The organism is Polyangium jinanense, assembly GCF_028435365.1.
Window position 1 is genome coordinate 1 of sequence record NZ_JAGTJJ010000004.1, and the last position, 24,838, is coordinate 24,838.

The 24,838-nt window shown below is 66.6% G+C and carries 21 protein-coding genes; 11 read left to right on the top strand and 10 right to left on the bottom strand.

The genetic code is table 11. The annotated features are described in order from the left end of the window. Window positions 1-26: 26 nt before the first annotated feature. Window positions 27-995 (bottom strand): transposase, encoded by a 969-nt coding sequence (locus KEG57_RS11280; protein ID WP_272420121.1) that lies wholly within the window; start codon window positions 993-995, stop codon window positions 27-29. 209 nt (window positions 996-1,204) lie between these two features. On the opposite strand from KEG57_RS11280, the gene KEG57_RS11285 reads away from it, so the two are divergent. After that, entirely contained in the window at window positions 1,205-2,017 is an 813-nt protein-coding gene (locus KEG57_RS11285; RefSeq protein WP_272420120.1) for a hypothetical protein, read from the top strand. 431 nt (window positions 2,018-2,448) lie between these two features. On the opposite strand, the gene KEG57_RS11290 is transcribed toward KEG57_RS11285, so the two are convergent. Further along, a complete protein-coding gene (locus KEG57_RS11290) occupies window positions 2,449-4,023 on the bottom strand; it encodes an IS701 family transposase (RefSeq protein WP_272420119.1) in 1,575 nt (524 codons plus the stop codon). Beyond that, window positions 3,993-4,298, bottom strand: a complete 306-nt coding sequence (locus KEG57_RS11295; protein ID WP_272420118.1) for a transposase — start codon at window positions 4,296-4,298, stop codon at window positions 3,993-3,995. Before KEG57_RS11295 ends, KEG57_RS11290 begins: the two co-directional genes overlap by 31 nt. Before the next feature lie 152 nt (window positions 4,299-4,450). On the opposite strand from KEG57_RS11295, the gene KEG57_RS11300 reads away from it, so the two are divergent. Then, window positions 4,451-4,879 (top strand): hypothetical protein, encoded by a 429-nt coding sequence (locus tag KEG57_RS11300; RefSeq protein ID WP_272420117.1) that lies wholly within the window; start codon window positions 4,451-4,453, stop codon window positions 4,877-4,879. Between the two features lie 64 nt (window positions 4,880-4,943). After that, window positions 4,944-5,285 (top strand): hypothetical protein, encoded by a 342-nt coding sequence (locus tag KEG57_RS11305; protein ID WP_272420116.1) that lies wholly within the window; start codon window positions 4,944-4,946, stop codon window positions 5,283-5,285. A 38-nt stretch (window positions 5,286-5,323) separates the two neighbouring features. On the opposite strand, the gene glgB is transcribed toward KEG57_RS11305, so the two are convergent. After that, complete coding sequence (glgB, locus tag KEG57_RS11310) at window positions 5,324-7,618, bottom strand: 1,4-alpha-glucan branching protein GlgB (protein ID WP_272420115.1); 2,295 nt, start codon at window positions 7,616-7,618, stop codon at window positions 5,324-5,326. 11 nt (window positions 7,619-7,629) lie between these two features. Continuing rightward, window positions 7,630-11,634: a CheR family methyltransferase gene (locus KEG57_RS11315; RefSeq protein WP_272458448.1), complete on the bottom strand. Its 4,005-nt coding sequence runs from the start codon at window positions 11,632-11,634 to the stop codon at window positions 7,630-7,632. Window positions 11,635-11,864: 230 nt separating this feature from the next. Between KEG57_RS11315 and KEG57_RS11320 the strand changes: the two genes are divergently transcribed. Continuing rightward, the gene (locus tag KEG57_RS11320; RefSeq protein WP_272420113.1) at window positions 11,865-13,943 is read left to right on the top strand and encodes a response regulator; all 2,079 of its coding nucleotides are present in this window, start codon (window positions 11,865-11,867) and stop codon (window positions 13,941-13,943) included. Between the two features lie 15 nt (window positions 13,944-13,958). On the opposite strand, the gene KEG57_RS11325 is transcribed toward KEG57_RS11320, so the two are convergent. Further along, entirely contained in the window at window positions 13,959-14,684 is a 726-nt protein-coding gene (locus tag KEG57_RS11325; protein WP_272458449.1) for a hypothetical protein, read from the bottom strand. Window positions 14,685-14,727: 43 nt separating this feature from the next. Here KEG57_RS11325 and KEG57_RS11330 point away from each other — a divergent pair, with 43 nt between their 5' ends. After that, window positions 14,728-14,901, top strand: a complete 174-nt coding sequence (locus KEG57_RS11330) for a hypothetical protein (protein WP_272458450.1) — start codon at window positions 14,728-14,730, stop codon at window positions 14,899-14,901. Window positions 14,902-15,025: 124 nt separating this feature from the next. Here the strand turns inward: KEG57_RS11330 and KEG57_RS11335 are convergent, their stop codons facing one another. Both KEG57_RS11335 and KEG57_RS11340 read right to left on the bottom strand, forming a co-directional pair. Continuing rightward, entirely contained in the window at window positions 15,026-15,499 is a 474-nt protein-coding gene (locus tag KEG57_RS11335) for a hypothetical protein (protein WP_272458451.1), read from the bottom strand. Between the two features lie 326 nt (window positions 15,500-15,825). Further along, complete coding sequence (locus KEG57_RS11340) at window positions 15,826-16,857, bottom strand: glycoside hydrolase family 18 protein (protein ID WP_272420110.1); 1,032 nt, start codon at window positions 16,855-16,857, stop codon at window positions 15,826-15,828. A gap of 72 nt (window positions 16,858-16,929) precedes the next feature. Here KEG57_RS11340 and KEG57_RS11345 point away from each other — a divergent pair, with 72 nt between their 5' ends. Further along, on the top strand, window positions 16,930-17,268 hold the full coding sequence (locus KEG57_RS11345; RefSeq protein WP_272420109.1) for a hypothetical protein: 339 nt from the start codon (window positions 16,930-16,932) through the stop codon (window positions 17,266-17,268). Window positions 17,269-17,276: 8 nt separating this feature from the next. Here KEG57_RS11345 and KEG57_RS11350 read toward each other — a convergent pair whose 3' ends face one another. After that, on the bottom strand, window positions 17,277-18,206 hold the full coding sequence (locus tag KEG57_RS11350; RefSeq protein ID WP_272420108.1) for a LysR family transcriptional regulator: 930 nt from the start codon (window positions 18,204-18,206) through the stop codon (window positions 17,277-17,279). A gap of 155 nt (window positions 18,207-18,361) precedes the next feature. Here KEG57_RS11350 and KEG57_RS11355 point away from each other — a divergent pair, with 155 nt between their 5' ends. From KEG57_RS11355 to KEG57_RS11365, 3 genes are all read left to right on the top strand, one after another. Beyond that, complete coding sequence (locus KEG57_RS11355; RefSeq protein ID WP_272458452.1) at window positions 18,362-19,207, top strand: SDR family oxidoreductase; 846 nt, start codon at window positions 18,362-18,364, stop codon at window positions 19,205-19,207. 205 nt (window positions 19,208-19,412) lie between these two features. Beyond that, a complete protein-coding gene (locus KEG57_RS11360) occupies window positions 19,413-19,859 on the top strand; it encodes a hypothetical protein (protein WP_272458453.1) in 447 nt (148 codons plus the stop codon). 38 nt (window positions 19,860-19,897) lie between these two features. After that, window positions 19,898-20,533 (top strand): hypothetical protein, encoded by a 636-nt coding sequence (locus tag KEG57_RS11365; protein WP_272420103.1) that lies wholly within the window; start codon window positions 19,898-19,900, stop codon window positions 20,531-20,533. A 398-nt stretch (window positions 20,534-20,931) separates the two neighbouring features. Here the strand turns inward: KEG57_RS11365 and KEG57_RS11370 are convergent, their stop codons facing one another. Beyond that, on the bottom strand, window positions 20,932-21,765 hold the full coding sequence (locus KEG57_RS11370; protein ID WP_272420102.1) for an MBL fold metallo-hydrolase: 834 nt from the start codon (window positions 21,763-21,765) through the stop codon (window positions 20,932-20,934). 133 nt (window positions 21,766-21,898) lie between these two features. On the opposite strand from KEG57_RS11370, the gene KEG57_RS11375 reads away from it, so the two are divergent. Continuing rightward, window positions 21,899-22,462, top strand: a complete 564-nt coding sequence (locus tag KEG57_RS11375; protein WP_272458454.1) for a YdcF family protein — start codon at window positions 21,899-21,901, stop codon at window positions 22,460-22,462. Then, window positions 22,459-24,783, top strand: coding sequence for a peptidylprolyl isomerase (locus KEG57_RS11380; protein WP_272458455.1), 2,325 nt, complete (start codon window positions 22,459-22,461; stop codon window positions 24,781-24,783). The genes KEG57_RS11375 and KEG57_RS11380 overlap by 4 nt, the downstream gene beginning before the upstream one ends. Window positions 24,784-24,838: the final 55 nt, after the last annotated feature.

Sequence of the window (24,838 nt, forward strand, 5' to 3'; positions counted from 1 at the left end):
CGGCTCTCCCCAACCCAAGCGCTCCCCTACCCGTACCCGGGCCCTTGGGCAACCACCGCGCCGTGAACCAATCTCATGGCCCATGTCCCAAAGGGAAACACCACACCCCGGTCACCGCCGCGCCACGCATCCAGCGCCTCTCGATACCTCACTTGAAACTCCGCATATCGTGCAAGGATCGCCTTGAGCAATGTCCGATTCCTCGCTCGCACCTGGGGTATCGGCCCACGTTTCGGTTCGTAGGATTCCGCCCTTTTTTGAAACGACTGCCCGAGCACCACCTGCCGTCCGAGGAACCTTCCACCTGCCGCAATAACGGCCTCCCGCGCCCGCGCGACCGCACGCTTGATTGCCGCGCCCAACCGGCGCGAGATCGCCTCCCGCGACAACTGCCTCCCCATCATCGGAACCACCCGCAGCATTACCTTTTCGGGAAACACGCTACTGTTCGCGAAATATTTTCCAGGTCGCTGAATTTCCAATGTTTTGCCTTCACCTTCTGGCAACAACATCACGCCCGGCCATTCTTCAGGGGATTCGACCAGCCCCGCCTCCGTTGGATTCGAGGCGATGTATGCAATCTTGTCGATCACATCCTCGTCCGAGCCGAGCTCGAGGCTATGGTATTGCTCGGCAGACCAGAGGTTTTCCCACTGCCCCTGCGCGGCGTTGAGCGCCTTCGCGACTGTTCTGTGCAGCTCCCGGGCGAAGTCGGACAGGGCTCCTCGAACATCGGTGAGCACGATGTGACGATGGTTCGACATCACGCATGCCGCATGGATCAAGACGCCGGTCTTGGCCGCCGCCCAGGCGAGGCTATAAAGGAAGATTTGGTTGCTCTCTGCGGAGGGGCGAAGTCGGAACGTGCGCTGATAGCAACGCCTCGTCAGCATGCACGTCACAAGTGGGCGGATCGATCGAGGGATAGCCACGCGCATGGTCAGGAGCAGCCACCGTGCCGAGGGTGATGTAGCGAGTTTCAGGTACTTGCGCATGCCGCAGAGGTGGCGGAGTCCTGCACGCACCTGGCGGGCGCCACCTTGACCCTCTCCCAGGACTGGTCGGTTCTGGTCAACCTGGTTGCGGTTCTCGCAGGTCGGTTCTGGTCAACCTGGTTGCGGTTCTTGTGGCGATCTGGCAGACGGCACGCGGTGTGCGATGAGTATGGTGCAGGGTAAAGATGTGCTGCGGAGGTTTGTTCGGCATGAAGCCTAGACTGCGCAACGAGTGCGGTGACGCGCCGCGCTTGCCGGCTCGCGAAGAAGGCGGTATTCAATTGCATCCACTTGTATCCCGAGCGCAGGTTTTCGGCTGTGCGGCGACCATCGTGGCAGGGCTTACATGCAGCTGCGGAGCCGACGTGACGCAAGCGGGAAGGCCCCTCGCCGATGCCGCCCTCGCCGACGACAAGCGTTGTCGCGAGGGCGCCGGCCATGTGGCGCGCGTACCAGCCGAGTGCGGCCTGCGCTTTGTCGACGTATGCTCCGGGCCAAGCGACGAAGGGCATGTTTCGCTGTGTGGGGATGGGCACTGGCCTGACATCAACGATCGCTTCGTTTTGTTTGGAGCCAGGCGCCCAATCGTCGTGGAGGGCAGTCTCGTCGTGGTCGATTCTGTAACTCCCCAGGCAGGTGGAGTGGAGTTTCGCACGTCGGGAAAGTTGCTCGGAGCGCCTGAGAAAATAGATTATACGCCGATCGGTGCCATCGGCCCGTGGACCAGTGATATGCGGATCGATGGTGGGAAGTTTACCTGGGGAAGTGAGACGGAATATAGTTTTGACTCATGGCAAACGTTTTCCCTGCTTTCGCTACCTGGCATGCGGGCGCTCGAAGTTCAGCACAGACTTGCGACCTGTGAGTTGCTCATGAGGCGAACTGTGTTCGAAGATAGGGGCCTACGCTGTGTAACAGAGACCAATAAAGGTCAACCTGAAGGAGCAATCAAGTTTCCTTCCCGGTGCACCGAACCCGGTCTCGCCGAGACTGATCGCTCTACTGCTGTGAAAGCGCCGTGAAGAGCGAAGTGAAGCCGACGCCCAACGAAGCGGGCCTGTTGGAAAAGGTGGAAGCGCGCATTTCGTGGCTCGAAAAACCCCCGCCAACCCCAACCAGGTTGACCGCGCCGGGGGGGTTTCACGCCCGCCGCGTGAGTTTGTCCCCGCCAACCCCAACCAGGTTAACCGCGCCGGGGGGTTTCACGCCCGCCGCGTGAGTTTGCCTAGGGGCGCATGATGTTCCGACGGATCGCACCACCACGGCGAAAAGGAAGGGCCTGGAGCTACCACCCTCCGGGCCCTCGGTCGTTCGCGGGGCACGCGTCTCGAATGGCATCTTTGCCAGCAATGCCGTTGCTCAACGCTACGACCGCCCTCGCCGTCTGCGGAACCGCTAAGCTCTCTCGAACCCAACATCCCCCAGCGCGGCTCTCCCCAACCCAAGCGCTCCCCTACCCGTACCCGGGCCCTTGGGCAACCACCGCGCCGTGAACCAATCTCATGGCCCATGTCCCAAAGGGAAACACCACACCCCGGTCACCGCCGCGCCACGCATCCAGCGCCTCTCGATACCTCACTTGAAACTCCGCATATCGTGCAAGGATCGCCTTGAGCAATGTCCGATTCCTCGCTCGCACCTGGGGTATCGGCCCACGTTTCGGTTCGTAGGATTCCGCCCTTTTTTGAAACGACTGCCCGAGCACCACCTGCCGTCCGAGGAACCTTCCACCTGCCGCAATAACGGCCTCCCGCGCCCGCGCGACCGCACGCTTGATTGCCGCGCCCAACCGGCGCGAGATCGCCTCCCGCGACAACTGCCTCCCCATCATCGGAACCACCCGCAGCGTTACCTTTTCGGGAAACACGCTGCTGTTCGCGAAATATTTTCCAGGTCGCTGAATCTCCAATGTCTTGCCTTCACCTTCTGGCAACAACATCACGCCCGGCCATTCTTCAGGGGATTCGACCAGCCCCGCCTCCGTTGGATTCGCGGCGATGTATGCAATCTTGTCGATCGCATCCTCGTCCGAGCCGAGCTCGAGGCTATGGTATTGCTCGGAAGACCAGAGGTTTTCCCACTGCCCCTGCGCGGCGTTGAGCGCCTTCGCGACTGTTCTGTGCAGCTCCCGGGCGAAGTCGGGCAGGGCTCCTCGAACATCGGTGAGCACGATGTGATGATGGTTCGACATCACGCATGCCGCATGGATCAAGACGCCGGTCTTGGCCGCCGCCCAGGCGAGGCTATAAAGGAAGATTTGGTTGATCTCTGCGGAGGGGCGAAGTCGGAACGTGCGCTGATAGCAACGCCTCGTCAGCATGGACGTCACAAGTGGGCGGATCGATCGAGGGATAGCCACGCGCATGGTCAGGAGCAGCCACCGTGCCGAGGGTGATGTAGCGAGTTTCAGGTACTTGCGCATGCCGCAGAGGTGGCGGAGTCCCGCACGCACCTGGCGGGCGCCACCTTGACCCTCTCCCAGGACTGGTCGGTTCTGGTCAACCTGGTTGCGGTTTGCGGTTCTGGGCCGCCGATACCTTCCCGTGCTTGGGCGGCCGCCCGCCTGGTCGCGTTCTCTCACGAGCTGGTTCGAGTTTACGCCGACCGCCCACTTGAGCGTCGATTCTGAAAGCTCACGACCAAACGCGGCGCACGCGCCGTAGCCCGCGTCAGCGAGCACATCGCCGAACTCGACGTCGCTGCGCTTGACGCGCTCGACCTCGTCGAGTGCGATCTGCCATTTCGGTCGGAACACCACGTCTTCGGGTACCTTCGCGCGTCGCCGTCGTGCTGGATCGTGCGCCCACTCTTTCGGGAGGTAAAGCCAGAGCGCCACAGGAACGAGCACCTCGTCAGGCACGAGCGTAATGGATACAAGAGCCTGATAATTGGCGTTCTTGCCAAGTTGCCCGCAATACTGATGCGTGACACCAACCGAGTGCGTCCCCTTCTTCGGGATTGCCGTATCGTCGATGATGAGGTGGGCGTTCTTGCCGCCTACGAGCGCCCCCGCCTTCTCGAGGAGCACGCGCTTGTGCCCAGTCGTGTCCCAGCGAAAGGGCGAGAGGTCGAGACGAAGTAGTGAAGCTGCAGCGTCTCACCCGGGCAAACCCGCGCGGCCATCGGCTCGATGCTCTTGCGGTCGCCAGGCCCGAGGAGCCCACGCATGTAGAGCGGCGCCCACTTCCGCTGTGACGGGTAGCCGAACTCGTGCAGGAACGGCGCGAGCCAGCGCTCGAACTCGCGCTCTCCGTGCTCCTTGGCCAGTTCGTCACTCTTGAACGTGGGTTGGACGGCGGTCACGTGGACAAACCAGCGCACATGGAACCGCTGGGCAAATTCTTGGTTACGGCGGTCCGTGAAGGCCTGGAGATCAAGCTCGTCGAGCGTCAGAGCTCGAGTGCGGTCGGTGAGGATGGCAGAGTAGTGCTATGAGGGTAGGAGCAAAGCAACTGATGAGCAACATAGAATCATTTCATTGGAGAAATGTGCGCAACATGTGCCTCAATCCATCGGCGCGCGACTATGACGTGAGCGCGCTCTCTGACGCAGTGACGCAGGTCATCGATGAAGTCGGCGTTGACATGCTTCCGGACAGCATTGCGAATGCAGTTGAGAAGGGATACTTCTCCTTTGACGAAGGGGCCCTGCTTCTCGGCGTGGCATCTTACTCGACCGACGACGAGGGCGCCCGCATACAGCATGTACTGGAGCATTGGCTGGAGGTAGGTGTCGATGAGATTCGCGTGGACCTCGCTCTTTCGCACGATACATTCCCATTCCGCTCGCGTGCTCAGAGGGTGGCAGTTCTGACCGGGATCGCGAAACGCTTCCCCCAGTTTGCAGATAAATGCAGGCACTTGATCGAAACATCACGCGAGTAAGTGAGGCATGACGCCGATCCTGCATGACGACCCGCTCGGCCGCAAGTTATAGGAGGAACCATGTATGTCCACAAAACCGCTGCGGGATGGTCTCATTACGCTACTTGCGGAGCAAAATGTGACGTTCAAGATGATCGCTGCAGCCGCCGAGTTGATTGCTGCGGATGCAACGTTCAACCTGTGGTTTGCTCGCGTTGCAAAGGTTCAGAAGGGCATGTCTCAGGAGTCCGTGCTTACCTTGCTGGATGAGTACGAACGTATCTGCCAAGCCTGTGTCAAAGCGTGTGAGAGAACAACCACTCTGGGAGCGGCGGAGCGGGAGGCGCCCTTGGTACATACGTTCAGGCAAGGGCTGGAGGAACTGCGGGGTCTGATGGGGCACATCGACATCAGTGCAATTCCGTAGAACAAACAGGGCGACCCTGGGTCAGAACGACCGGACCCCTATCCCGCCTCCGCTTCCGCTCCCGCCTCCGCTTCCACCCCCACCTCCACCGGATCCTCCTCCAACTCCGGCACCAAAAACACCCCCGCCAGCGGCGGCACCGTCAACACGATCGACTGCTCGAACCCGTGCGAAGGCACCTCCTCGCAGTCCACGCTCCCCAGATTCCCCACCCCGCTCCCGCCATACACCCGCGCATCCGTGTTCAGCACCTCGATGTACCGGCACCGCCGCGGCACGCCCACGCGATACCCATATCGCGGCAGCGGCGTGAAATTGCCGACGAACACCACGAAGATCCCCTTCTGGATCCGCTTCGGGCACGGCTCCTCCGATCCGTCCGGCTGCCGCGGAAATCGCACGAACGAGGCCACGCTCTGGATCGCGTCGTTCGCGTCGATCCACGTGAACCCCGCCGGGCTCTCGTCGAGCTCCCAGAGCGCCTCGTACTTCCGGTAAATCCCGTTCAGATCCCTCAAAAGCCGCGACAACCCCGCGTGGTCCTCCTCGCCGAGCAGCTCCCAATCGAGCGCCCGATCGTGGTTCCACTCCCTCCATTGCCCGAGCTCGCCGCCCATGAACACGAGCTTCTTCCCCGGGTGCGCCCACATCATCGCGTAGAGCGCGCGCAGGTTCGCGTGTTGCTTCCAGCGATCGCCCGGCATCTTCGAGAGCAGCGCGCGCTTCAAGTGCACGACCTCGTCGTGCGAGAGCGGCAAGAGGAATCGCTCCGAGAACGCATACATCAGGCCGAACGTGATCTTCGTGTGGTGGAACGCGCGGAAGATCGGGTCGAGCGCGAAGTAATCGAGCGTGTCGTGCATCCACCCCATGTTCCACTTGAAATCGAAGCCCAGGCCGCCCACGTACGTCGGCCTCGTGACCCCCGGCCACGTCGTCGATTCCTCCGCGCAGAGCACCGCCCCCGGAAAATCGTGGTGCACCGCGTCCGAGAGCTCGCGCAAAAACCGCACCGCGTCGAGGTTCTCCCGGCCGCCGAACTCGTTCGGCTCCCATTCGTCCGGGTGTTTCGCGCCGTAATCGAGGTACAACATCGAGGCGACCGCGTCGACGCGGAGCCCGTCCACGTGGAACTCGTCGAGCCAGTAGAGCGCGCTCGCGATCAGGAAATTGCGCACCTCCTTTTTGCCGTAATCGAAGACGAACGTCCTCCACTCGCGGTGCTCGCCCCGGCGCGGGTCCGCGTGCTCGTAGAGCGGCTCGCCGTCGAAGCGGCCGAGCGCGAAGGCGTCCTTCGGGAAATGCGCGGGCGGCCAGTCGAGCAAGACACCGAGCCCGCGCGCATGGCAGCGGTCGACGAAATAACGAAGATCATCCGGATGGCCGAAACGCGAGGTCGCCGCGAAATACCCCGTCACCTGGTAGCCCCACGAGCCGTCGAACGGGTGCTCCATCACGGGCAAGAGCTCGACGTGCGTGAAGCCGAGCGAAACCACGTAATCGACGAGCTCGTCCGCAAGCTCGCGATACGAGAGCCACGCCCCCGGCCCGTCCCCCTTCCCGGGCGCGCGCTTGCGCCGCCACGAGCCGAGGTGGACCTCGTAAATGCTCATCGGCCGCACGTGCGGATCCGCAAGGCGACGCGCCGCGAGCCAGTCTTTATCGGTGAACACGAACGACCGCTCTGCGACCTTCGACGCGTGGCTCGGCCGGAGCTCCGCCGAGAACGCCACGGGATCACTCTTCATCAAAACGAGACCGCTCGCCGTCTTGATCTCGTACTTGTACGTCGCCCCCGCGCGCACGTCGGGCACGAAGATCTCCCAGACGCCGTGCTTCGTACGGCGCATGGCGTGGCGCTTTCCATCCCAGCGATTGAAATCGCCGACGACGCTCACCCGGCGCGCCGCGGGCGCCCACACGGCGAACGCGGTCCCGAGGACGCCCTGCACCTCGCCCACGTGCGCCCCGAGCCGCCGTGGCAGCTCGCGCAGAGCCCCCTCCCCCGCCGGATCGAATTCGCCTTCGACAAGCGACGGCGGAAAGGCATACGCGTCCCGCCCGATCGTCGTCCCGCGCGACGAGCGCACCTCGAGCCGGTACGGAAACGGCCCCTCGACGCCCTCGAACGCGACCTGGAAGATGCCGCCCGGATGCACCCGCGCCATCACGCGCGGCTTCAGGTTCGGATCGTCGGGACGCACGACGATCGAGAGCGCCTCCGGCCGGAACGCACGCACGATGAGCCGCCCGTCCTCCCGATGCGGACCGAGCGACCGGTGCGGATCCGTGGACTCCCCTGCCGTGATTCGATCAAAATCGGTAGCGTCCATCGATGTACCGCTCACCGCCGCCCGGACCGCTCCGAGACGAGCCGCCGGATGGCCTTGAGGTTCAGGGGCTTCACCTCGTGCGCGTCGAAGCCCGCCACCTGCGACAATCGTCGATCCTCGTCCTGCCCGTATCCCGTCATCGCCACGATGAGCGTCTCCGACAGCCCTTGTTCGCGCATCACCCGGCAAGCGTCGTACCCGTTTTGCCCCGGCAAGCCAATATCGAGCAGCACCACGGCCGGCCGCTCGCGCAGCGCGATCTCCACCGCCGCCACGCCGTCGTGGGCCGTCAGCACCTCGTGGCCGTCGAACTCGAGCAGCATCGCCATGCTCTCGGCCGCGTCGCGGTTGTCGTCCACCACGAGCACCCGCACGCCCGGCGTCTCGCTCTCGGCCACGGCCGCCCCCACCTCCGGCTGCACCTTCGGCTCGTCCGGCAGGACGGGCAAACGCACCACGAACTCGCTCCCCATCCCGCGCCCCTGGCTGTACGCCCGCACGGTGCCACCGTGCATGTGGACCAGGGTGCGAACCAGGGACAAACCAATGCCGAGCCCGCCCTCCGATCGGTCGAGGTTCCGATCCACCTGGTAAAACAGGTCGAACACGTGCCGGAGCGCCGCCGGATCGATGCCGCGGCCCGTGTCGCGGACCCGGATGATCACGAATTTCGAATCGCCCGGATCCCGCTCCACGACGAGGCGGATCGTGCCCCCCGCGTCCGTGTACTTCGCCGCGTTGTTGAGCAGGTTGCCCACCACCTGGCCGAGCCGCGTCAGGTCACCCTCCACGCGGGTCGTCACGAGGGGCAGGATCACCTTCATGTCGTGCCGCCGCGCTTCGAGGATCGGCCCACTCGTGTCGAGCGCCTGCCGCACCACGTCCGCCACGTCGATCGGCTGCTTCTGCAGCTGCACCTTGCCGAGCGTGATGCGCGAGACGTCGAGCAGATCGTCGACGAGCCGGACCATGTGCAAGACCTGCCGCTCGATCATCTCGCGCGCGGTCTGCAGCGTGGGCTCCTGCGGCCCGAGCCGCTTGAAGATCTCCACCGCGTTCGAGATGGGCGCGAGCGGGTTTCGGAGCTCGTGGGCCAGCGTGGCGAGGAACTCGTCCTTGCGCCGGTCCGCCTCGCGCAAAGCTTCCTCGGCCCGCTTGCGATCGGTGATGTCCACGCCCGAGGGGACGAGGTGCGTCACGCACCCCTCGGCGTCGCGCATCGGCGCGATCATGAAATCGATGTCGAGCCGCCCGTCCCCCGCGACGCGCACGACGGCGTCGTACCGGAGCGTTTCGCCGGCCGCGGCGCGCTTGACCGCGTCCTTGAGCCGCGCGACCTCGGCCTCGTCGTGCGTCCACCACGGGCACGCCCAGAACTTGCGTCCGATGAGCTCCTCCCGCGGAGAGCCGCCCACGTTCACCGCGGCCTGGTTCACCTCCATCAGCGTGCCGTCGAGGTCGAGCACCGCGACGAACCCGAGCATGTTGTCGATGATCCGCCGCAAGCGCTGCTCGCTCTCGCGCACCGCCGCCTCGGCCTTGTTGCGCGCCGTCACGTCCGTGAACGTCACGACCACGCCGTCGGCCCGGCCCGCCTGATTGCGGTACGGCAGGACGCGCCGGAGGAACGTCGAGCCGCTCGCCGCCTCGATCTCGTCCTCGATCGGCCTCTCCGCGCTCCGCACCTCGTCGGCCTCCGGCAAGATCGGCATCAGCTTCATGCGGTGCGTGAAGTGCGCGAGCGGCCGCCCCACGTCGGCCTGCGTCACGTTGTAGATCTCCCCGATCGCGGGGGTGATGCGCTGGACGCACCCGTCGTCGTCGAGGAAGAGCGTGGCGATCCGCGTGCTCGTGAGGAGGTTCTCGAGGTCGGTGTGGGCGCGCGTCAGGGCCTCGTTCGCGTGCTGCACCTCCTCCTTCGAGGTCTCGAGCTCCTCGTTCGCCGACTGGAGCTCCTCGTTCATCGAGAGCAGCTCCTCGTTGCTCGACTTGAGCTCCTCGTTGGCGACCTCGAGCTCCTGGACGGTCTTTTCGAGGTCCGCGCGTGTCGTGGTGAGCTCCTGTTCGAGCTGCTCGAGGAGCACGGCCGCGTCCTCGACCGCCTTCGTCCGCGCCTCCTCGCGCGTGATGGGCAGGCCGACGTCCTGGAAGACCACGAGGAACAGGCCCGATTCCTCGCCCATCTGGGGCATCGGCTGCACCGTGATCATCACGCGCTGCGTGCCGCTCGTGGTCCGCACCGAGAGCCCCTCGTGGACCACCTTGCGCCGCTCCTTGATCGCCGCCGCGAGCGAAGCCCGAAGGCCGACGGAGAGACCCTCGCGCACGAGGCGCACGAGGTTATTGTGGAACGCGCCGGCCGAGATCGTCAGGTACTTTTCGAGGTTGCCCGACGCCGAGACGATCTGCCCCTCTTCGTCGACGACGACCGATTTCGGCGCGAACTCGTCGAGGACGATCCGCTGCATGAGCAGGTAGATGTCGGTCTCGCCGGCGGACGGCACGTTCGGCGGGCGCACCGTGGCCGGCGGCCCGTCGCGCCCCGGCATGAGCCCCGGGACGTGCACGGCGGTCGGCAATCGCTGCGAGATCCGGTGCCGCGCGTCGATCGAACGGAAGAGCTCGCGGTGCGCCGAGAGGCTCTCCGAGGGCCCGAGGAAGAGATACCCGCCGGGCCGGAGCGCGTAATGGAAGAGCGGGATGAGCTTCTTCTGCAGGTGCGGGCCGAGGTAGATGAGCAGGTTGCGGCAGGAGACGAGGTCGAGCTTCGAGAATGGCGGGTCGTTGATGAGGTTGTGGACCGAAAAAAGGACGAACTCCCGGATCTCCTTGGTGATGTGGTAGTGCTGCCCTTTGCGGACGAAAAAACGCCGCAGCCGCTCGGGCGATACCTCGTCCGCGATACCGAGCGGATAAGCGCCGAGCCGCGCGGTCGCGAGGGCCTGCTCGTCGATGTCCGTGGCGAAGATCTGGATCACGGGCGCCGCGCCCACGGTATCGAGCGCCTCGCGCACGAGCATGGCGATCGAGTACGCCTCTTCGCCCGTCGCGCAGCCGGGGACCCAGATACGCAAGGTTTGATCGGGCGAACGATCGGGAACGAGCCGGGCGAGGACCTCCTTGGCGAGGACCTCGAACGCCTCCGGATCCCGAAAAAAGGCGGTCACCCCGATCAAGAGGTCCTTGAAGAGCTCGTCGACCTCGAACCGATCGGCCCGGAGCCGCTGCAAATAGCCGTGGGCCGAGTCGATCCGGAGCACCTGCAGCCTGCGCAGGGTGCGTCGGATGAGGGTGCTCGCCTTGTAGTGCTTGAAATTGTGCCCGGTGCCCTGGACGAGGATCTCGCAGATCGCGGGCAAGGCGTCTGCGATGTCCCGCCGGAGCGTGTCCTCGTCGCCCGAGGTCTCCTTGCGGTGCTCGGCGTAGGCTGCGAGCTCGGCGGCGAGCTCGTCGGGCGGGCGCACGCAATCGACGACGCCGGTCATGAGCGCGCTTTGCGGCATGCTGTCGTGGCGCGCGGAGGCCGGGTCCTGCACCATCGTAAAACCCCCGCCCTCCCCCACGGCCCGAAGCCCGAGCGCCCCGTCGCTGCCATCACCCGAGAGGATCACCGCGACCGCGGATTCGCCGTACTCGCGGGCAAGACCGTGCAGGAGATGATCGATCGGCGCGTGCCGCTCCGCGGGGTTCTGGGCGGGCACGATGTGCAGGACATCGTCGCGGACCGTGAGCAGGCAACGACTCGGCGCGGCGTAGACGTGACCCAGCTCGAGCGACATGCCGTCCTCCGCCTCGAGGACGGGCAGCGTCGTGGCCTTGGCCAAAAGCTCGGCGAGCACGCCGCTCGTGGAGGGTTTGAGGTGAAGGAGGACGATGATCGAGACCCCCGCGCCTTCCGGAATGCCACGCAGGAACTCCTGCACGGCCGAAAGCCCGCCCGCGGAGGCGCCAACGCCGACGACCAGGGGGCAGCCGGGCGAGGACGAATCACGTGGGCCAGGGGAGGAGCGCGTCATGGTGGCTGGTGTTGTTATCCCCTGGATTCGCGGCGCGGAAGCGAAAAACGAAATCCAGTGCACCACGCGCGGGTGATCGGCGCTGGGTAGCCCACGTACGGTCCGGGCCGGACGGACGAAGGGCGGTGGCTCCCTACACGGAAAGCCGGGACGGTCCGAGTTCGCCCGAGGCGGCGGTCGGCCACGATAGCCTGCTTTTTTTTTCGGGCGGTCGGGGGTAAGGAGCGGCGATGGGCGAGGGACGAGGAGGCGCAGCGGGCCGCGGGGCCGAGGAGGACGGCGCGAAGATCCACCTCCCGACGCCGAAGGTGCTGATCGTGGACGACACGCCCGCGAACCTCCTCGCCTTCGAGGCCGCGCTGGAGCCGCTCGGCTACGAGCTCGTGAAAGCGGCGTCCGGCCGCGAGGCCCTGCGATGTCTGCTCGCGATGGAGTTCTCGCTGGTCCTCATGGACGTGCAGATGCCGGTCATGAACGGCATCGAGACCGTCAAGCTCATCAAGCAGAGCCGGCGGCATCGGTATATCCCGATTCTCTTCATCACCGCCGTGCATCGCAGCATGTCCTTCATCCTCGAGGGATACGAAACCGGCGCCGTCGATTACGTCTTGAAGCCTTGCCAGCCGAGCATCCTCCGTTCGAAGGTGATGGTGCTCGTCGAGCTCTTCCGGCAAAAGGAGATCGTCAAGCGGCAGGCCGCGCTCCTGCGCGAGCGCGAGCGCGAGGCGATGGAGCGGATGCACGCCCTGCGCTACCAGGGCGTCATCGAGGCCATGCCCATCTGCGTGTGGACCGCGAACGGCAAGGGTCACTTCGATTATGCCAATGCCGCCTGGTCGCGCTACGCGGGGCTCGGCAGCCGAAAGGACGTGGGGCGAGGGCTGCTCGAAGCGCTGCACCCGGACGATCGGGCGCACGCGATTTCCCTCTGGCGCAAGGCGCTCGGGCGGAGGCTCGGCGTCGACGTGCAGGCGCGCCTCAGGCGGTCGGACGGGACGTACCGCTGGCACATCGCGCGCGCGGTGCCGCAGCGGGACGAGGGCCGGGTGACGGGGTGGATCGTCACGGCGACCGATATCGACGAGCAAAAGCGCGCCGAGGAGGCCGAGCACCGGGCGCGCAAGGAGGCGGAGGCGGCAAACTGCGAGATCATGAAAGACGAGTTCCTCGCCACGGTCTCGCACGAGCTCAACACGCCGCTCACGGCGATCGTCGGCTGGTCGAGCCTGCTCCGCGCGGGCGCGCTCGACGGGCCGAGCGCTGAGCGCGGGCTCGCCACGATTGCGCGGAGCGCCGAGGCGGAGCGGCGGGTCGTCGAGGACATCCTCGACGCCTCGCGCATCGCAACGGGCCGTATGCAGGTCCACCTCGCGCCGATCGACCCGACGGCGATCATCGACGAAGCAGTCGACGCCCTGCGCCCGCTCGCGCGCGCGAAGCGGATCACGTTCGAATGCGAGGTGGAATCCCACGGCGCGGTGATGATGGCGGATCCCGATCGCCTGTGGCAGGTGACGTGGAAGCTCGTCTTCAATGCGATCAAATTCACGCCGTCGGGCGGACGCGTCGATGTGCGGTTCGAGCACCTCGGCAAGCGGTTCTTGCTGACGGTGTCGGACACGGGCGAGGGAATCGCGCCCGGCCTGCTTCCGCAGGTGTTCGGGTATTTCAGCCAGGAGGACGGCTCGACGAGGCGCAAGCACGGCGGGCTCGGGCTGGGCCTCGCGATCGTGCGCAAGCTCGTGGAGCTGCACGGCGGGTCGGTGAGCGTGACGAGCGCCGGCAAGGGAGCGGGCGCGACGTTCACGGTCTCGATCCCGTCGCGGGAGGCGCCGGAGGGCGCGGGGCTTCCGGACGTGACGAATTACGAGCGGCGGATCCTGGAGGGGATCCGGGTGCTTTTGGTCCTGCCGGACGCGGAATCGAAGGGGCTCTTCGCGGACGTGCTGCAAAGGCGAGGCGCGGTGGTGCTCTCGGTGTCGTCGGCGGAGGAGGCGTTGGCGTTCGTGGCGGAGTCGGCGCTGGACGTGGTGGTGAGCGATATGGGGCTCTCCGGGGGCGACAGCGTGACATTCGTGGAGCGATTGCGAGCGCGGGACGGAAGGGCGCTGCCGTCGATTGCGGTGCTGGAGGCGGGGGAAGCGGATCAGACGTGGCAGGCGCTGGCCGCGGGGTTTCGCGGGTACGTGGCGAAGCCGATTCACCCGGCCCATCTCGTGGCGGCCATTGCGAGGATCGTGCGGGGGCGGGGCGAGGCGGCGGGAGCGAGAGCGGGCGCGGGAGCGGGAGCGGGAGCCGAAGCGGAATAGGGGTCCGGGTGGCGCCTACCGGCGTCCGCGCCGCGACCGTGTTGCCACAAGCAAGCCCAGCATCACCCCGAAGATCGCGCCTCCGCCCTCGCCGCTTCCCGGACGCGACACACTGCAACCGACGGAATCGCTCGATTCAGGCTGTGAACAACCGTCAGGGATCTTGCCGGCGGGCGACCAACCATAGGGCCATTCCGAGGGTACGAACGAGATGTCGAGGTCTTCCGCCAGCGTCGCTCCGGAAGCGAATACGAGGCCCTCCTTCAGCTGGACGTGAACCGGCTGCGTCACGCTGGGCTGCGAGGCGAGGGGCTTGTAGGTGATCGAGGCCCCGGTGCCGTCGTGCTCTGCGGTGATGACGCCCGCGGGGTCGAACCCATCGATCGTGACGGAGAAGAACGTCGAACCATCGCCCATATCCGCCGGGTTCATCACGGGCTCCGAGAGGTACAGGTTCAGGGCATGCAACTCGGATCCCTCGTTCGCGACCACGATATCGACGACGCTGGGGTTTGCCCCTGTCGAGAACGTCACCCGGTTCGGCGGACGAACACAATGGGGGGCCTCGTCGAAGGCAACAACCGTGTAAGTGCGGTCTGCGGCGAGGGGCGCCTCCGGGGTGAGCGTGAAATCAGACCCGAGGTGCGTGGGCGTCACGGCGAAATTGGCAGGGACCACCGCGCCGGTGTCATCGGTGAAATGGGGCTTCTTCGCCAGACAGTTCGAGAACCCGGTGATCACGACGTCCGCGGGCGTCGCCGTTTGCCCATTCCGAGGGCTCGTGATGAAGGTTTGGCATGTGAGCGGCGCGTCCGAAGCGGGAACGTCCCTGGTGGTCGAGACGACGGCAACGCTGCTCATCAGCGAGATCAGCGCGACGGTCACGGATCTCCGGCGGTGGACTCTCGAGCTCATGTTCACCTCGACAAAGCAAAAGCAAGATCACGCGGAAGCGTGACACATGGCAGTGTGCGCCATCCCTCGTCGAAGTGCTGAAGAAAGCACGAATCTCGCGATCCTGGCGTGGATGCAATCGCCCATCGTCCGAGGCTCCGCCGGGAGCCTCGGACGATGGGACGCAATCAGTTCGTCGTCTTGCAGATCGTGGTGGTGAAGCGCCCGTTGATCGTGTTTTCCTCCGCTTCGGCGAGCAGACCGATCGTGACCTTCTCGGCCGAGACGGACTCGACGTTCAAGATCCCCTCGGAGGCAATCACGTTTTGTCCGGGCCCGGTGACGAAGGTGATCGTCTGGCTACCGTTGAGGTCGGTGATGTCGAGCTTGAGAGGATACTCGCCGGCCGTCTTCGGCGCGCTGAACAGGATATGCGTGTCGGCGGCAGCGAGGCTATCGCACGCGGGGACCTCGATCGGAAACAAGGCGACCGAGAACCGGTCGCCGTCGTCCGTCACGACGGCCGACTTCATCGTCCAGCTCGCCCCGGCGACCGTTCCCTGCGGCGCCTGGTCTTCGATATCGTCAACGCTGACTCCTCCGCACGCGGCGAGGAGGGTGGTTCCCAAAGCAAGGATTCCAAGGCGGATCTTCATGTTCACGTTATGTGTCCTTTCTCAGCAGTCGAACTGCGACGGGCGCCTTAGCACCAGGCATGCCACATCGATTCCGCCGCTATTTCGAGCTCATGAGCGACAGGCCGTGAAACGCGGTGCCCCTTCATGTAACCGTTTGTTGACGGCGCATGTGGACCACATCTTGGCCCCGTCGATTTCTTGCTTTCGGTGAATACCGACGGACCGAGCTTTTGACCGTACATGCCAAACGACGCGTACGACTTCCTGTGACCCAACGTTCACGCGCTGCCCGGGATCGAGGGGAACTCCAATCGACCATCATTCCCCTCTCCTCGCTTCTTCTCGAAGCTTCAGGGCAGCGGCCCCTCGGGCCGGAGGAACCCCGTCCGAAGGGTCCCCCATTCGTCCTCCGTCATCTCCCATTCCGAATAGAGCGCGATGCCCTGGTAGCTCGCCGGTAAAACGGGATACGTCTGCAAAGCCGCGTGGGCCCCGGCGAGCGCATTCGGCACGTTCTCGACGCTCGCGTCGTGGTAGCCAACGCCCGGATCGTCATAGGCCGGCAGTCCGAGCAGAACGGGCGTGGCCCCCGCCCAATCGAGCACCTCGCGCGTCCACTGCGTCATGAGGCTCTTGTAGAGCTTCACGTTCTTGAGCGCCGTGTCGTACAGCATCACCGCGAGCTGATCCACGCGTTGCGCGACCTCGCGGAAATACGCTTCGTCCCAGTGGATTTCCTTGAATGGATGCAAAAGGGTCGGCGGCGGATACGCCGCGACCGACAGCAGCTTTCCCTTCGGCAATCCCGCGCGGAGCTCCTCGAGCAGCGTCAAAAACGGCGTATGGCCGCTCGGGCAGGGCTCAATGTTGACGTGGATCCCTGCGATGCGCGGGTGGGCGTCGAGGAGCGCGCGAATGGAGCGCGTAAATCCATCGCGCCACGCGGGTTCGTCCGGCCGGGCGGATTCGCCGAGCACACCACCCACCCAGGGCATGACGCGAAATCGCTCGAATGCGTCGAGGAATCGCTCGGTCTGGATCGGGTCGTGGGGCGCGATGGCCCCCCCGGGCTCGGCGGGGCAGAGGTGCGGGAAGACGTCGCGGATGCGGTGGCGGCGGAGCCGATCCGCGGCCTCGGCGAGCTTTCGTGGATCCCGGAAGAGCGGCTTCTTCGCCTCCTTGCCATACCGCGTGAACCAGCCGTCGGCGCCGAGCCAGCCGTGCTGCATCCAGATGCCGTTCGTGCCGAGATCGTGGCGGCCGTCGCCGACCGTCGCGCCGGGCGACCACACGACGTACGCGAGGGTCGATGCTCCCACGACGGCGGCGCCGGCGAGCAGTTGCCGGCGGGAGACCTGGCGCTGGGGTCTGGAAGGGGGCATGGGATGAATCCGCCGTACCACACGAGGCCCCGGAAGTTGCCGCGAAGATGGCCCGAAGGTATCCATCGGGCCATGAAACACATCGGCTGGTTGCTCGCGGCGCTGACCCTCCTCTGCGGCTGTGGCTCGGAGATCGGTCCGAATCAAGCGGACGGGAGCGATTGTAACGTCCTCAAGGACGAGACCGCATGCGGCCCGGCGTCGTACTGCGATCCCGGGGACCGCGTGAACGGCAGATACCCGCGAAGACACACCTACGGGCTGACCGGCGACAAGTCCCACGTGGTCGGCACCTGCAAGCCGAAGGGCGGCCCCGGCGCGGCGTGTATGAGCAGCGATGCATGCATCAGCAAAAAGTGCATGCACGCCGCGGTGGAGCCGGTGCCGGAGAGCAAGGGCGTCTGTGACTAGGTCCCGCGCTACGAAGCCCTGTCGAGCTCTTCCCCTAGCTCGATCAAGAGCCCCCGCAGCCAGCTCACCCCCGAATCTCCCTGCCGCCGCTCGTGCCACGCCGCGCGCACGAAAAATCCCGGTAGCTCCACCGGGGGCGGGAACGCGCGCACGGCGAGGCCGGCCGCGTGTGCGCGCGCGAGCCGCGTGGGCGACGTCAGCACCATGTCCGTCTCGGCGACCACGCGCGGCGCGGCCAGATAGTGCTGCACGCGCAGCGCGACCCGCCGCGAGAGCCCCATTCGCTCGAGCGCGCTGTCCACGAAGCTGCCGGGCCGCCCCCGCGGCGCCACGAGCACGTGAAGGAGCCCCGCGAACGTCTCCGGCGAGAGGGTCTCCCGCTCCGTGAGCGCCGGATGCCCTGCCCTCGCCAGGCATACGAAACTCTCGCCAAAGAGCTTTCGCGTGTACACGCCAGGGCGCTCGTAGAACATCACGCCCACCGCCAGATCCACGGCCCCCTCTTCGAGTTGACGCTCGATGTCGTCCCCGCTCGCCGTCACCTCCAGATCGACGCCCGGCGCCACCTGCGCGAGCCTTTGCGCGAGCACCGGCAAGAGCACGAGCTCCACGTAGTCGGTCATCGCCACCGTGAACGTGCGCCGCGCCCGCGCCGGGTCGAACCTCACCTGCCCCTGCACGACCTCCCGCAGCCGCGACAGCACCTCGCGCACCTCCCGGTGCAGCGCTTCGGCTCGCGGCGTCGGCGCGAGCCCCGCCTTCGTGCGCACGAACAGCGGATCCTCGAACGTCTCCCGCAGCCGCGCCAGGCTGTAGCTCACGGCGGACTGGGCGCGCCCCAGCCTGCGCGCCGCAAGCGTCACGCTCCGCTCGGTCATCAAGAGGTCGAAAATGACGAGCAGGTTCAAATCGAGGTGGGCGAGCTCCAGTCCCTCCATGCCCTCTCATCCAATCCGTCGATGGGCCTCGTCAAGAGGCTCGATTGGATCTCGGAGCCGCGCGCGCTTATTTCTTTCCCACGTCGAGCGGGCGACGCGGCGAGGGGAACGCGCGAGCTCGCCACAGTTTCCTCTTCGAGGACAGGAGCGAGGACATGATTTTCGTCAGCGGCGCGAACGGGAACATCGGTCGTCAGGTGGTGCAGAAGCTCGTGGAGAAGGGCGCGCGGGTGCGCGTCGGGGCCACGAAGTCGGAGGCGGCGACGCCTCGGGCCGACGGGGTCGAGGTCGTGGCCTTCGATTACACCCGTCCCGAGACGTTCAAGCCGGCCCTCGAAGGGGTGACGCGGCTCTTTCTGGTGTCGCCGATGAACCCGGATCTCATCCGCGGCGAGGGAGCCGTCGTGCGGGCGGCGAAGGAGGCGGGGGTCCGCCACGTCGTGCGGAGCTCGGTGTTCGGGGCGGGCGGCGGCTGCACAATCAACGAGTGGCACGGAGGCGCCGACGAGGTGGTGCGCGGCGCGGGCATCCCGTTCACGCTGCTGCGCCCGAACAGCTTCATGCAAAACATGATCAATTTCTTCGCGGCGACCATCAAGGGGCAGAATGCCTTTTACTACCCGGCGCAGGGCGCGCGCATCAGCCACATCGATACCCGTGACATCGGCCTCGCCGCGGCGACGGTGCTGACGAGCGAGGGGCACGAGGGCAAGGCGTACGATCTCACCGGCACGGAGGCGCTATCCTTTCACGACACGGCGGCGACGCTGACGCGGGTGCTCGGGCGGACGATCTCGTATGTCGATCCGGGCCCGGAGGCCTTCCGGTCGTCGCTCCTCGGGTACGGGATGCCCGCGTGGGTCGTGGACGCGCTCGTCGATTACGTGCGCTTCTGCATCGAGGGAGGCGCCGCGCCGGTGACGGACGATTTCAAGAAGCTCACCGGGAAGGCGCCCATCTCGTACGAGCAGTTCGTGCGCGACCACGCCGAGCAGTTTTGACTGGAATGCCTCAAATGGCAGTTCGCGCAAAAGAACACCACCCTCGAGGCGAACCCGTTTTTCGCCCTTCTCCGCTGCTACGGAACCGGCTTCTATCCGTTCCGCTTGAAGCCCACCTCGTTCGTGCTCTGCGCGCTCGGGGCTTGACGAGCCGCGGCCGGCTGGGATTTCCTGTCCCCACCGCTGAACCGGTATCGAGGCCCTCATGAGATCCTTCCTCCTCGGGTGCGTGTTCGCCACCTGCGTACTCGCCTGCAGCAACAACTCTTCTCAGCAGCCGGCGCCGGGCCCCGGCGCGACGACCGAGGCGCGACCGATCGCGGCCGCCAGCACGCAGGCCGACGCGCGTGCCGCGGCAACCGCGACCGATCTACCGCTGGTCCGAACCGCCGATCGCGCGGTCGTGACCTGGTCTTCCGGCGGCACAACCGAGAAGCGCGGGCAGGAGCTTTCAGCGCTCGTGGACGCCCTGCGCGTGACCGAGCAGCAGCCGAGCAGCGGCAAGCAGTTCGCGCAAATCGCATTCTATCGCGGCGAGGCGCTGCTGCGCGAGGTGTGGATCTTCGCCGATGGCGAATGGGGATTCGTGCGTCCCGGGACCGCCTGGACCGTGGGCGCGTCACCGGCCCTGGGAGATCTGGTCAAACGTTAGGCCGCGATCGGCGCCCCCGATCCGTGGTAGAAGGGCGCATGGAATTCGATACCGCCTCCGGCCGCGCCTTCCTCGAGCTTCCAGAGGGCTACGCGCTCCCAGACGTCGACCACCTGATGCACGACGCACGCGCAATCCTGCTCCACACGGTGAACCTCCGGACCGAAACACGCGCAGCCGGCATCCAGATCTCGCCCATATGGGAACCCCACGACGGACAAGCCGCGCTCCGCGCGACAGTCGTGCCGGCCGAGATCGAACAGCGGCACTTCGAAGGCAAAGGCATGAGGGCCCTCGGCAATCCAGAAGCGCTCACCATGATCGCCGACGTCGTCGAGATCCTCGCAGACGAGCCAGCCATCGCCGCGCAAGCCCTCGCGGCAACCGCGTCGCTCTGGATCAGCAAGGAGGCGCCAATCCGTCCCCTCGGCCTGCCATACAAGGGCCACTTCAAGCTCTTGACGCTGGTCATTGCAGATTTCTTGCGCAAGATCGGCGCCAACTTCGACGATCTCGAGTGGCTCACATCGCTCGGGCTCCTGAGCGCCTACCACAACCCAGACGAAGACCCTCCGATCGAGGAAGTTCGCGCCTCCACGCGCGAAAAAACGTTGCAGCTCGTCGCGGAAGAAGAGGCGTGGATGGCGGCGCTCCTGAGCAAAGTGGAGCGCTGAATGCGCGGGGCTTTGCCCCGCACCCCAGCAGGGGGCTGTCCACCCCCTGCACCCCGGACCAGCGCAAGCGCTGGACTCGAGGTGGAAGAACTGCGCGATGCGCAGTTCTTCCAACGGGCCCGTTGGAAGACCAGGGACAACGTTGCCAGTCGAACGGTCAGCGCGGCTGTCTTGGTTGGCAGGGGTCGTTCCTCGGCCTGTTCGATGAACTGCGCGGAGCGCAGTTCATCGACCCCGGGTCCAGCGCTTGCGCTGGTCCAGGTCCAGGGGCGGACAGCCCCTGGTGGGGCCTGGGGCAACGCCCCAGCGCAGCGCCACCCAGATGAGACCCATGCTCAGCAGCGCTCGGATGAGGGCGATCGTTCGACCTCCAAGGGAAAACCGCCCCCGGCCCTCCCTCAGATCTCGATGACCATTCCTTCTTTCGCGGCGATCGTGTTCGGGAAGAGCTCCCGCGCGCGGAGCTCCTTCTCGCGGACCATCGCGTCGGTCTGGAGCGGATCGTGGTGGTGCAGGATGAGCTGCTTGACGCCCGCGGCAATCGCGAGCTCGCAACCTGCGACGAACGTCGCGTGACCCCAGCCCGTCTTCGGGCCGCCGCCGACCTCGCCCGCGTACTCCTCGGGCGTGTACATCGCGTCGAAGATCAGGATGTCCGCGCCTTGGGAGAGCTTGCGGAGCTTCGGATCCACGATCGCGTAGTGCTCCGAGTCCGTGATGTACACGATCGACTTGCCCTCGTGGTCGATGCGGTACGCGTAGACGCCGTTCGGGTGGTTGCCGCGCGCGTTCGAGACGCGCACGTCTTGCTTGCGACCGATCGTCACGACCTCGCCCTCGTAGAGGTCGCGGAAGGTCATGTTCGCGCCCATCTCCGAGAGATGGACGGGGAAGCTCGGGTAGTCCATCTGGCCCGCGAGCGTCTCTTCGAGCGTGCGCGAGACGTTGAGGCCGCCGAAAAGGTGGACCGTGTTCTTGCGGACGAAGGCTGGCGTGAAGAACGGGAAGCCCTGGATGTGATCCCAGTGGACGTGGCTGAAGAACATCCACGCCTCGAACGGCATCTCCCGGAGAAGGCTCTGCCCGAGGAGGCGCAGACCCGTGCCCCCGTCCAGGATGATCAACGTCTCGCCGGCCCGCACTTCGTAGCAGCTCGTGTTGCCGCCGAACTCGACCGTGTCGGGTCCGGGCGTGGGGATGCTTCCGCGGACACCCCACATCTTGAGTCGCATCCTGATCGCCCTTCCGGCCCCCGCCCTTGGTCCGATTCCCCGTGATAAATGCCTTCCGGGCGCAACGTCAAGCGAGAGGTGGCCCTTACGTGACTTTCTGGCGAGCGGCGTCGGTTCGGCTATCGTCGGCCCGATGTTGGATCGCGCAGATGCCATCGTGGTCCTCGGATGCCGCGTGCTGCCGTCGGGTCGGCTCACGACCGCCGCGGCGCGCCGCGCAGCCAAGGCCGCGGAAGCGTATCTGGCGGGTGTCGCGCCCCACATCGTGACCAGTGGCGGGCGTCGCTGGGGCGCACAGATCGAAGCGGAAGCCTTGCGCCGAGCGCTGGTCCGTGCAGGGGTGCCGGAAGAGGCCGTGACGACCGAGCTCTGGTCGCTCACGACACACGAAAACGCGGTGTTCTCGGCGGAGATCCTGCGTCGGCGAGAAGCGCGGCGTGTGCTCGTGGTGACGTGCGCGTGGCACGTGGAGCGCGCGATCCAGAATTTTCGCCGCGTGGGCGTCGATGCGTGGCCGCTGCCGTCCGAAGGCGTGCGTGCCGGGGCCCTCCGACGCGTGTACCGACGCGGGCACGAGCTCGTCTGCACGTGGCTCGATCGACGCGCCCTCCGGCGCGCGCACGCGCTCGTTCGCGCCGTGCCAAGGCCCGGTCCCCGTGTGTCCGGCGCGATAAACGCCGAGGAGAACGCTCGATGAAGTGCGAGGGAACGAGGCGAGGCCTCGTGATCAGCATCGTCGCCGCGCTCGGCGCGTGCAGCCGAGGCGAGCCCACGACGTCGAGCACGGACGCAGGATCGGACGCGGCGAGCGACGCGGCGGTCGTGGTGGTGGATGAAGCGAAGCAGCGGCAAGAAGCGCTGCTCGCCGCGGAGCATCGGCGCGCGGCCGCGGAGATCACGAACTCGGATCAGCAGAACCGTGATGTCTCCGTGCGGCGCGCAGCGGCCCGAGCGCTCGCGCGGATCGGCGGCGCGGACGCGCAGCCGGGGCTCTTGCGCGCGCTCGCTGACGAGGATCCGGAGGTCGTCACGTGGGCGGCCTACGGGCTCGGTTCGTCGTGCACGAAGGGCGACAAGGCGACGGTCACGGCGCTCGTGGCGCGGTCGTTGTCGATCGGCGATGCGAAGGAGGACCCGCCTGCGAAAAGCGCGCCGGTCGAGGGACGAGAGAGCGCCAAGTTCGAGCCGCGCATCGCGATCGCGCGTGCCATCGGCCGCTGCGGGGCCGATCAGAGCGAGCCGACGCTGGTCGCGTGGCTCTCGGGCACGGAGGCGCAAGCGTCGGCCGCGGCGTTCGCGCTGGGAGATCTCGCCGCGGTGAAGGAGCGGCTCCGCGAGGAGACGCTCGCGGCGCTGCTCAACCTCGCGGCGGGGAGCGCGTCGTCGCCGCCCGCGCCCGAGGGGCTCTTCCCCATCGGCCGGCTCGAAAACGTGCCGAACACGGTGACGGCGCGCCTGCGTGAGGTCGCGGGCGCGCGCCTCGCGGAGCCCGGCCCGTACCGGATCTTCGCCGTCCGCGCGCTCGGTCGTGCAGGCCCGGAGGCCGCGGCGGATCTCGGACGTGTGCTCGGCGGGGCGACGCTCTTCACGGCGGCCGAACGCGCGGAGGCCGCGCGCGCGCTCCGTCGGCTCGGTACGGCTGGACAAACCATGCTCGCGTCCACGTTGCCCGCGCTCATCCCGCCGGGTGGAGCCGTCGCGCTCACCGCGCTCGGCGAGGACATCGGCGTGCTTCTCGCCACGCTCGACGCGCTCGAACCGACGACCAAGGCGAAAAAGTGGCTCAAGGATCTGGCCACGATGGAGCCCCCTCCCTCGGCGCCGGTCACGGTGCTGCGGCGCTTGTCCTGGATCCGGTGCAGCGCCGCGACGGCGCTCGCGGGCGCCGACGTGCGGGATCCGCTGCTCACGCGGTGCGACGTGACGACCGCGCTCGCGACGGGCGACGGCGCGGACGCAGGCGCGAAGGTTCCGGGACAGCCGGGATCGATCGGCGCGCGGGCGATGGTGAAGGTGCTGGATCGCGCGCCGATCGAGGGCTCGCGACGCGCGGTGTTCCTCACGCACGCGAAGGGCGGCGATCTGCGGGCGCGCGAGGCCGCGATCGAGCTTCTCCCGACGCACGAAGAGCTCGCGGAGGAGGCAGGGCCGCTGCTCGAAGCCGCGCTCGCAGCACCGGAGCCGGGCCTCGTGTCGACGGCGGCCGGCGTGATCGCGCGGAAGCCGAACCTCGCGGCCGAGCCCGAGAAACGAAAGAAGAAGGGCAAGAAGAAGAAGGGCGACGAGGAACAGGCCGCGGAGGAAACGGTCACGCGCGCGCCTTCGCCCGCGATCGTGAAGGCCATCGTGGCGGCGCTCGGTCGCGCCGACGTGGAGAACGATCCCGAGCACGTGAGCTCGATGATCGAGGCCGCAGGTGCGCTCGGCTTGAAGGAGACGCAGCCGCGGCTCGAAGAGCTCTGCCGATCGTCGTGGCCCGAGCTCCGCAAGCGCGCGGAGAAGGCGATCGAGCTCGTCTCGGGCAAACCGGTGACGTCCTGCAAGGCGCCGCCGGGCGGCGGGCCGAAGCCGCCGGAGCTCGATGCGCGCGCGATGGGCACGGTGACGCTCACCCTGGAGACGGACGTCGGCGAGGCTTCGCTCGTGCTCGACGCCAACGTGGCGCCGGTGGCCGTCACGCGCGTCGTGGATCTCGCGCGCGCCGGTTACTACGACGGGATGGTCGTGCACCGCGTGGTGCCGGGCTTCGTGACGCAGCTCGGCGCGCCCTTCGGCGACGGCTACGGCGGACCGACGGGCAAGGCACCGCTGCGCTGCGAGACCTCGCCGATCGCGTTCGATCCGCTCACCGTGGGCGTCGCGCTCGCGGGCCGCGACACCGGGTCGAGTCAGATCTTCGTGATGCACGCGAGGCACCCGCACCTCGACGGTCAGTACGCGTGGATCGGCCGCGCGACGGGGGCGTGGAGCTCGTTCGTCGACGGAGACCTCGTGCACAAGGTCTCCGTCAAACCCTGAAAAACCCTCGTAGAGCGCCGAACAGGCGCTCTGCTCGATCGCGCAGCGAGCGAGC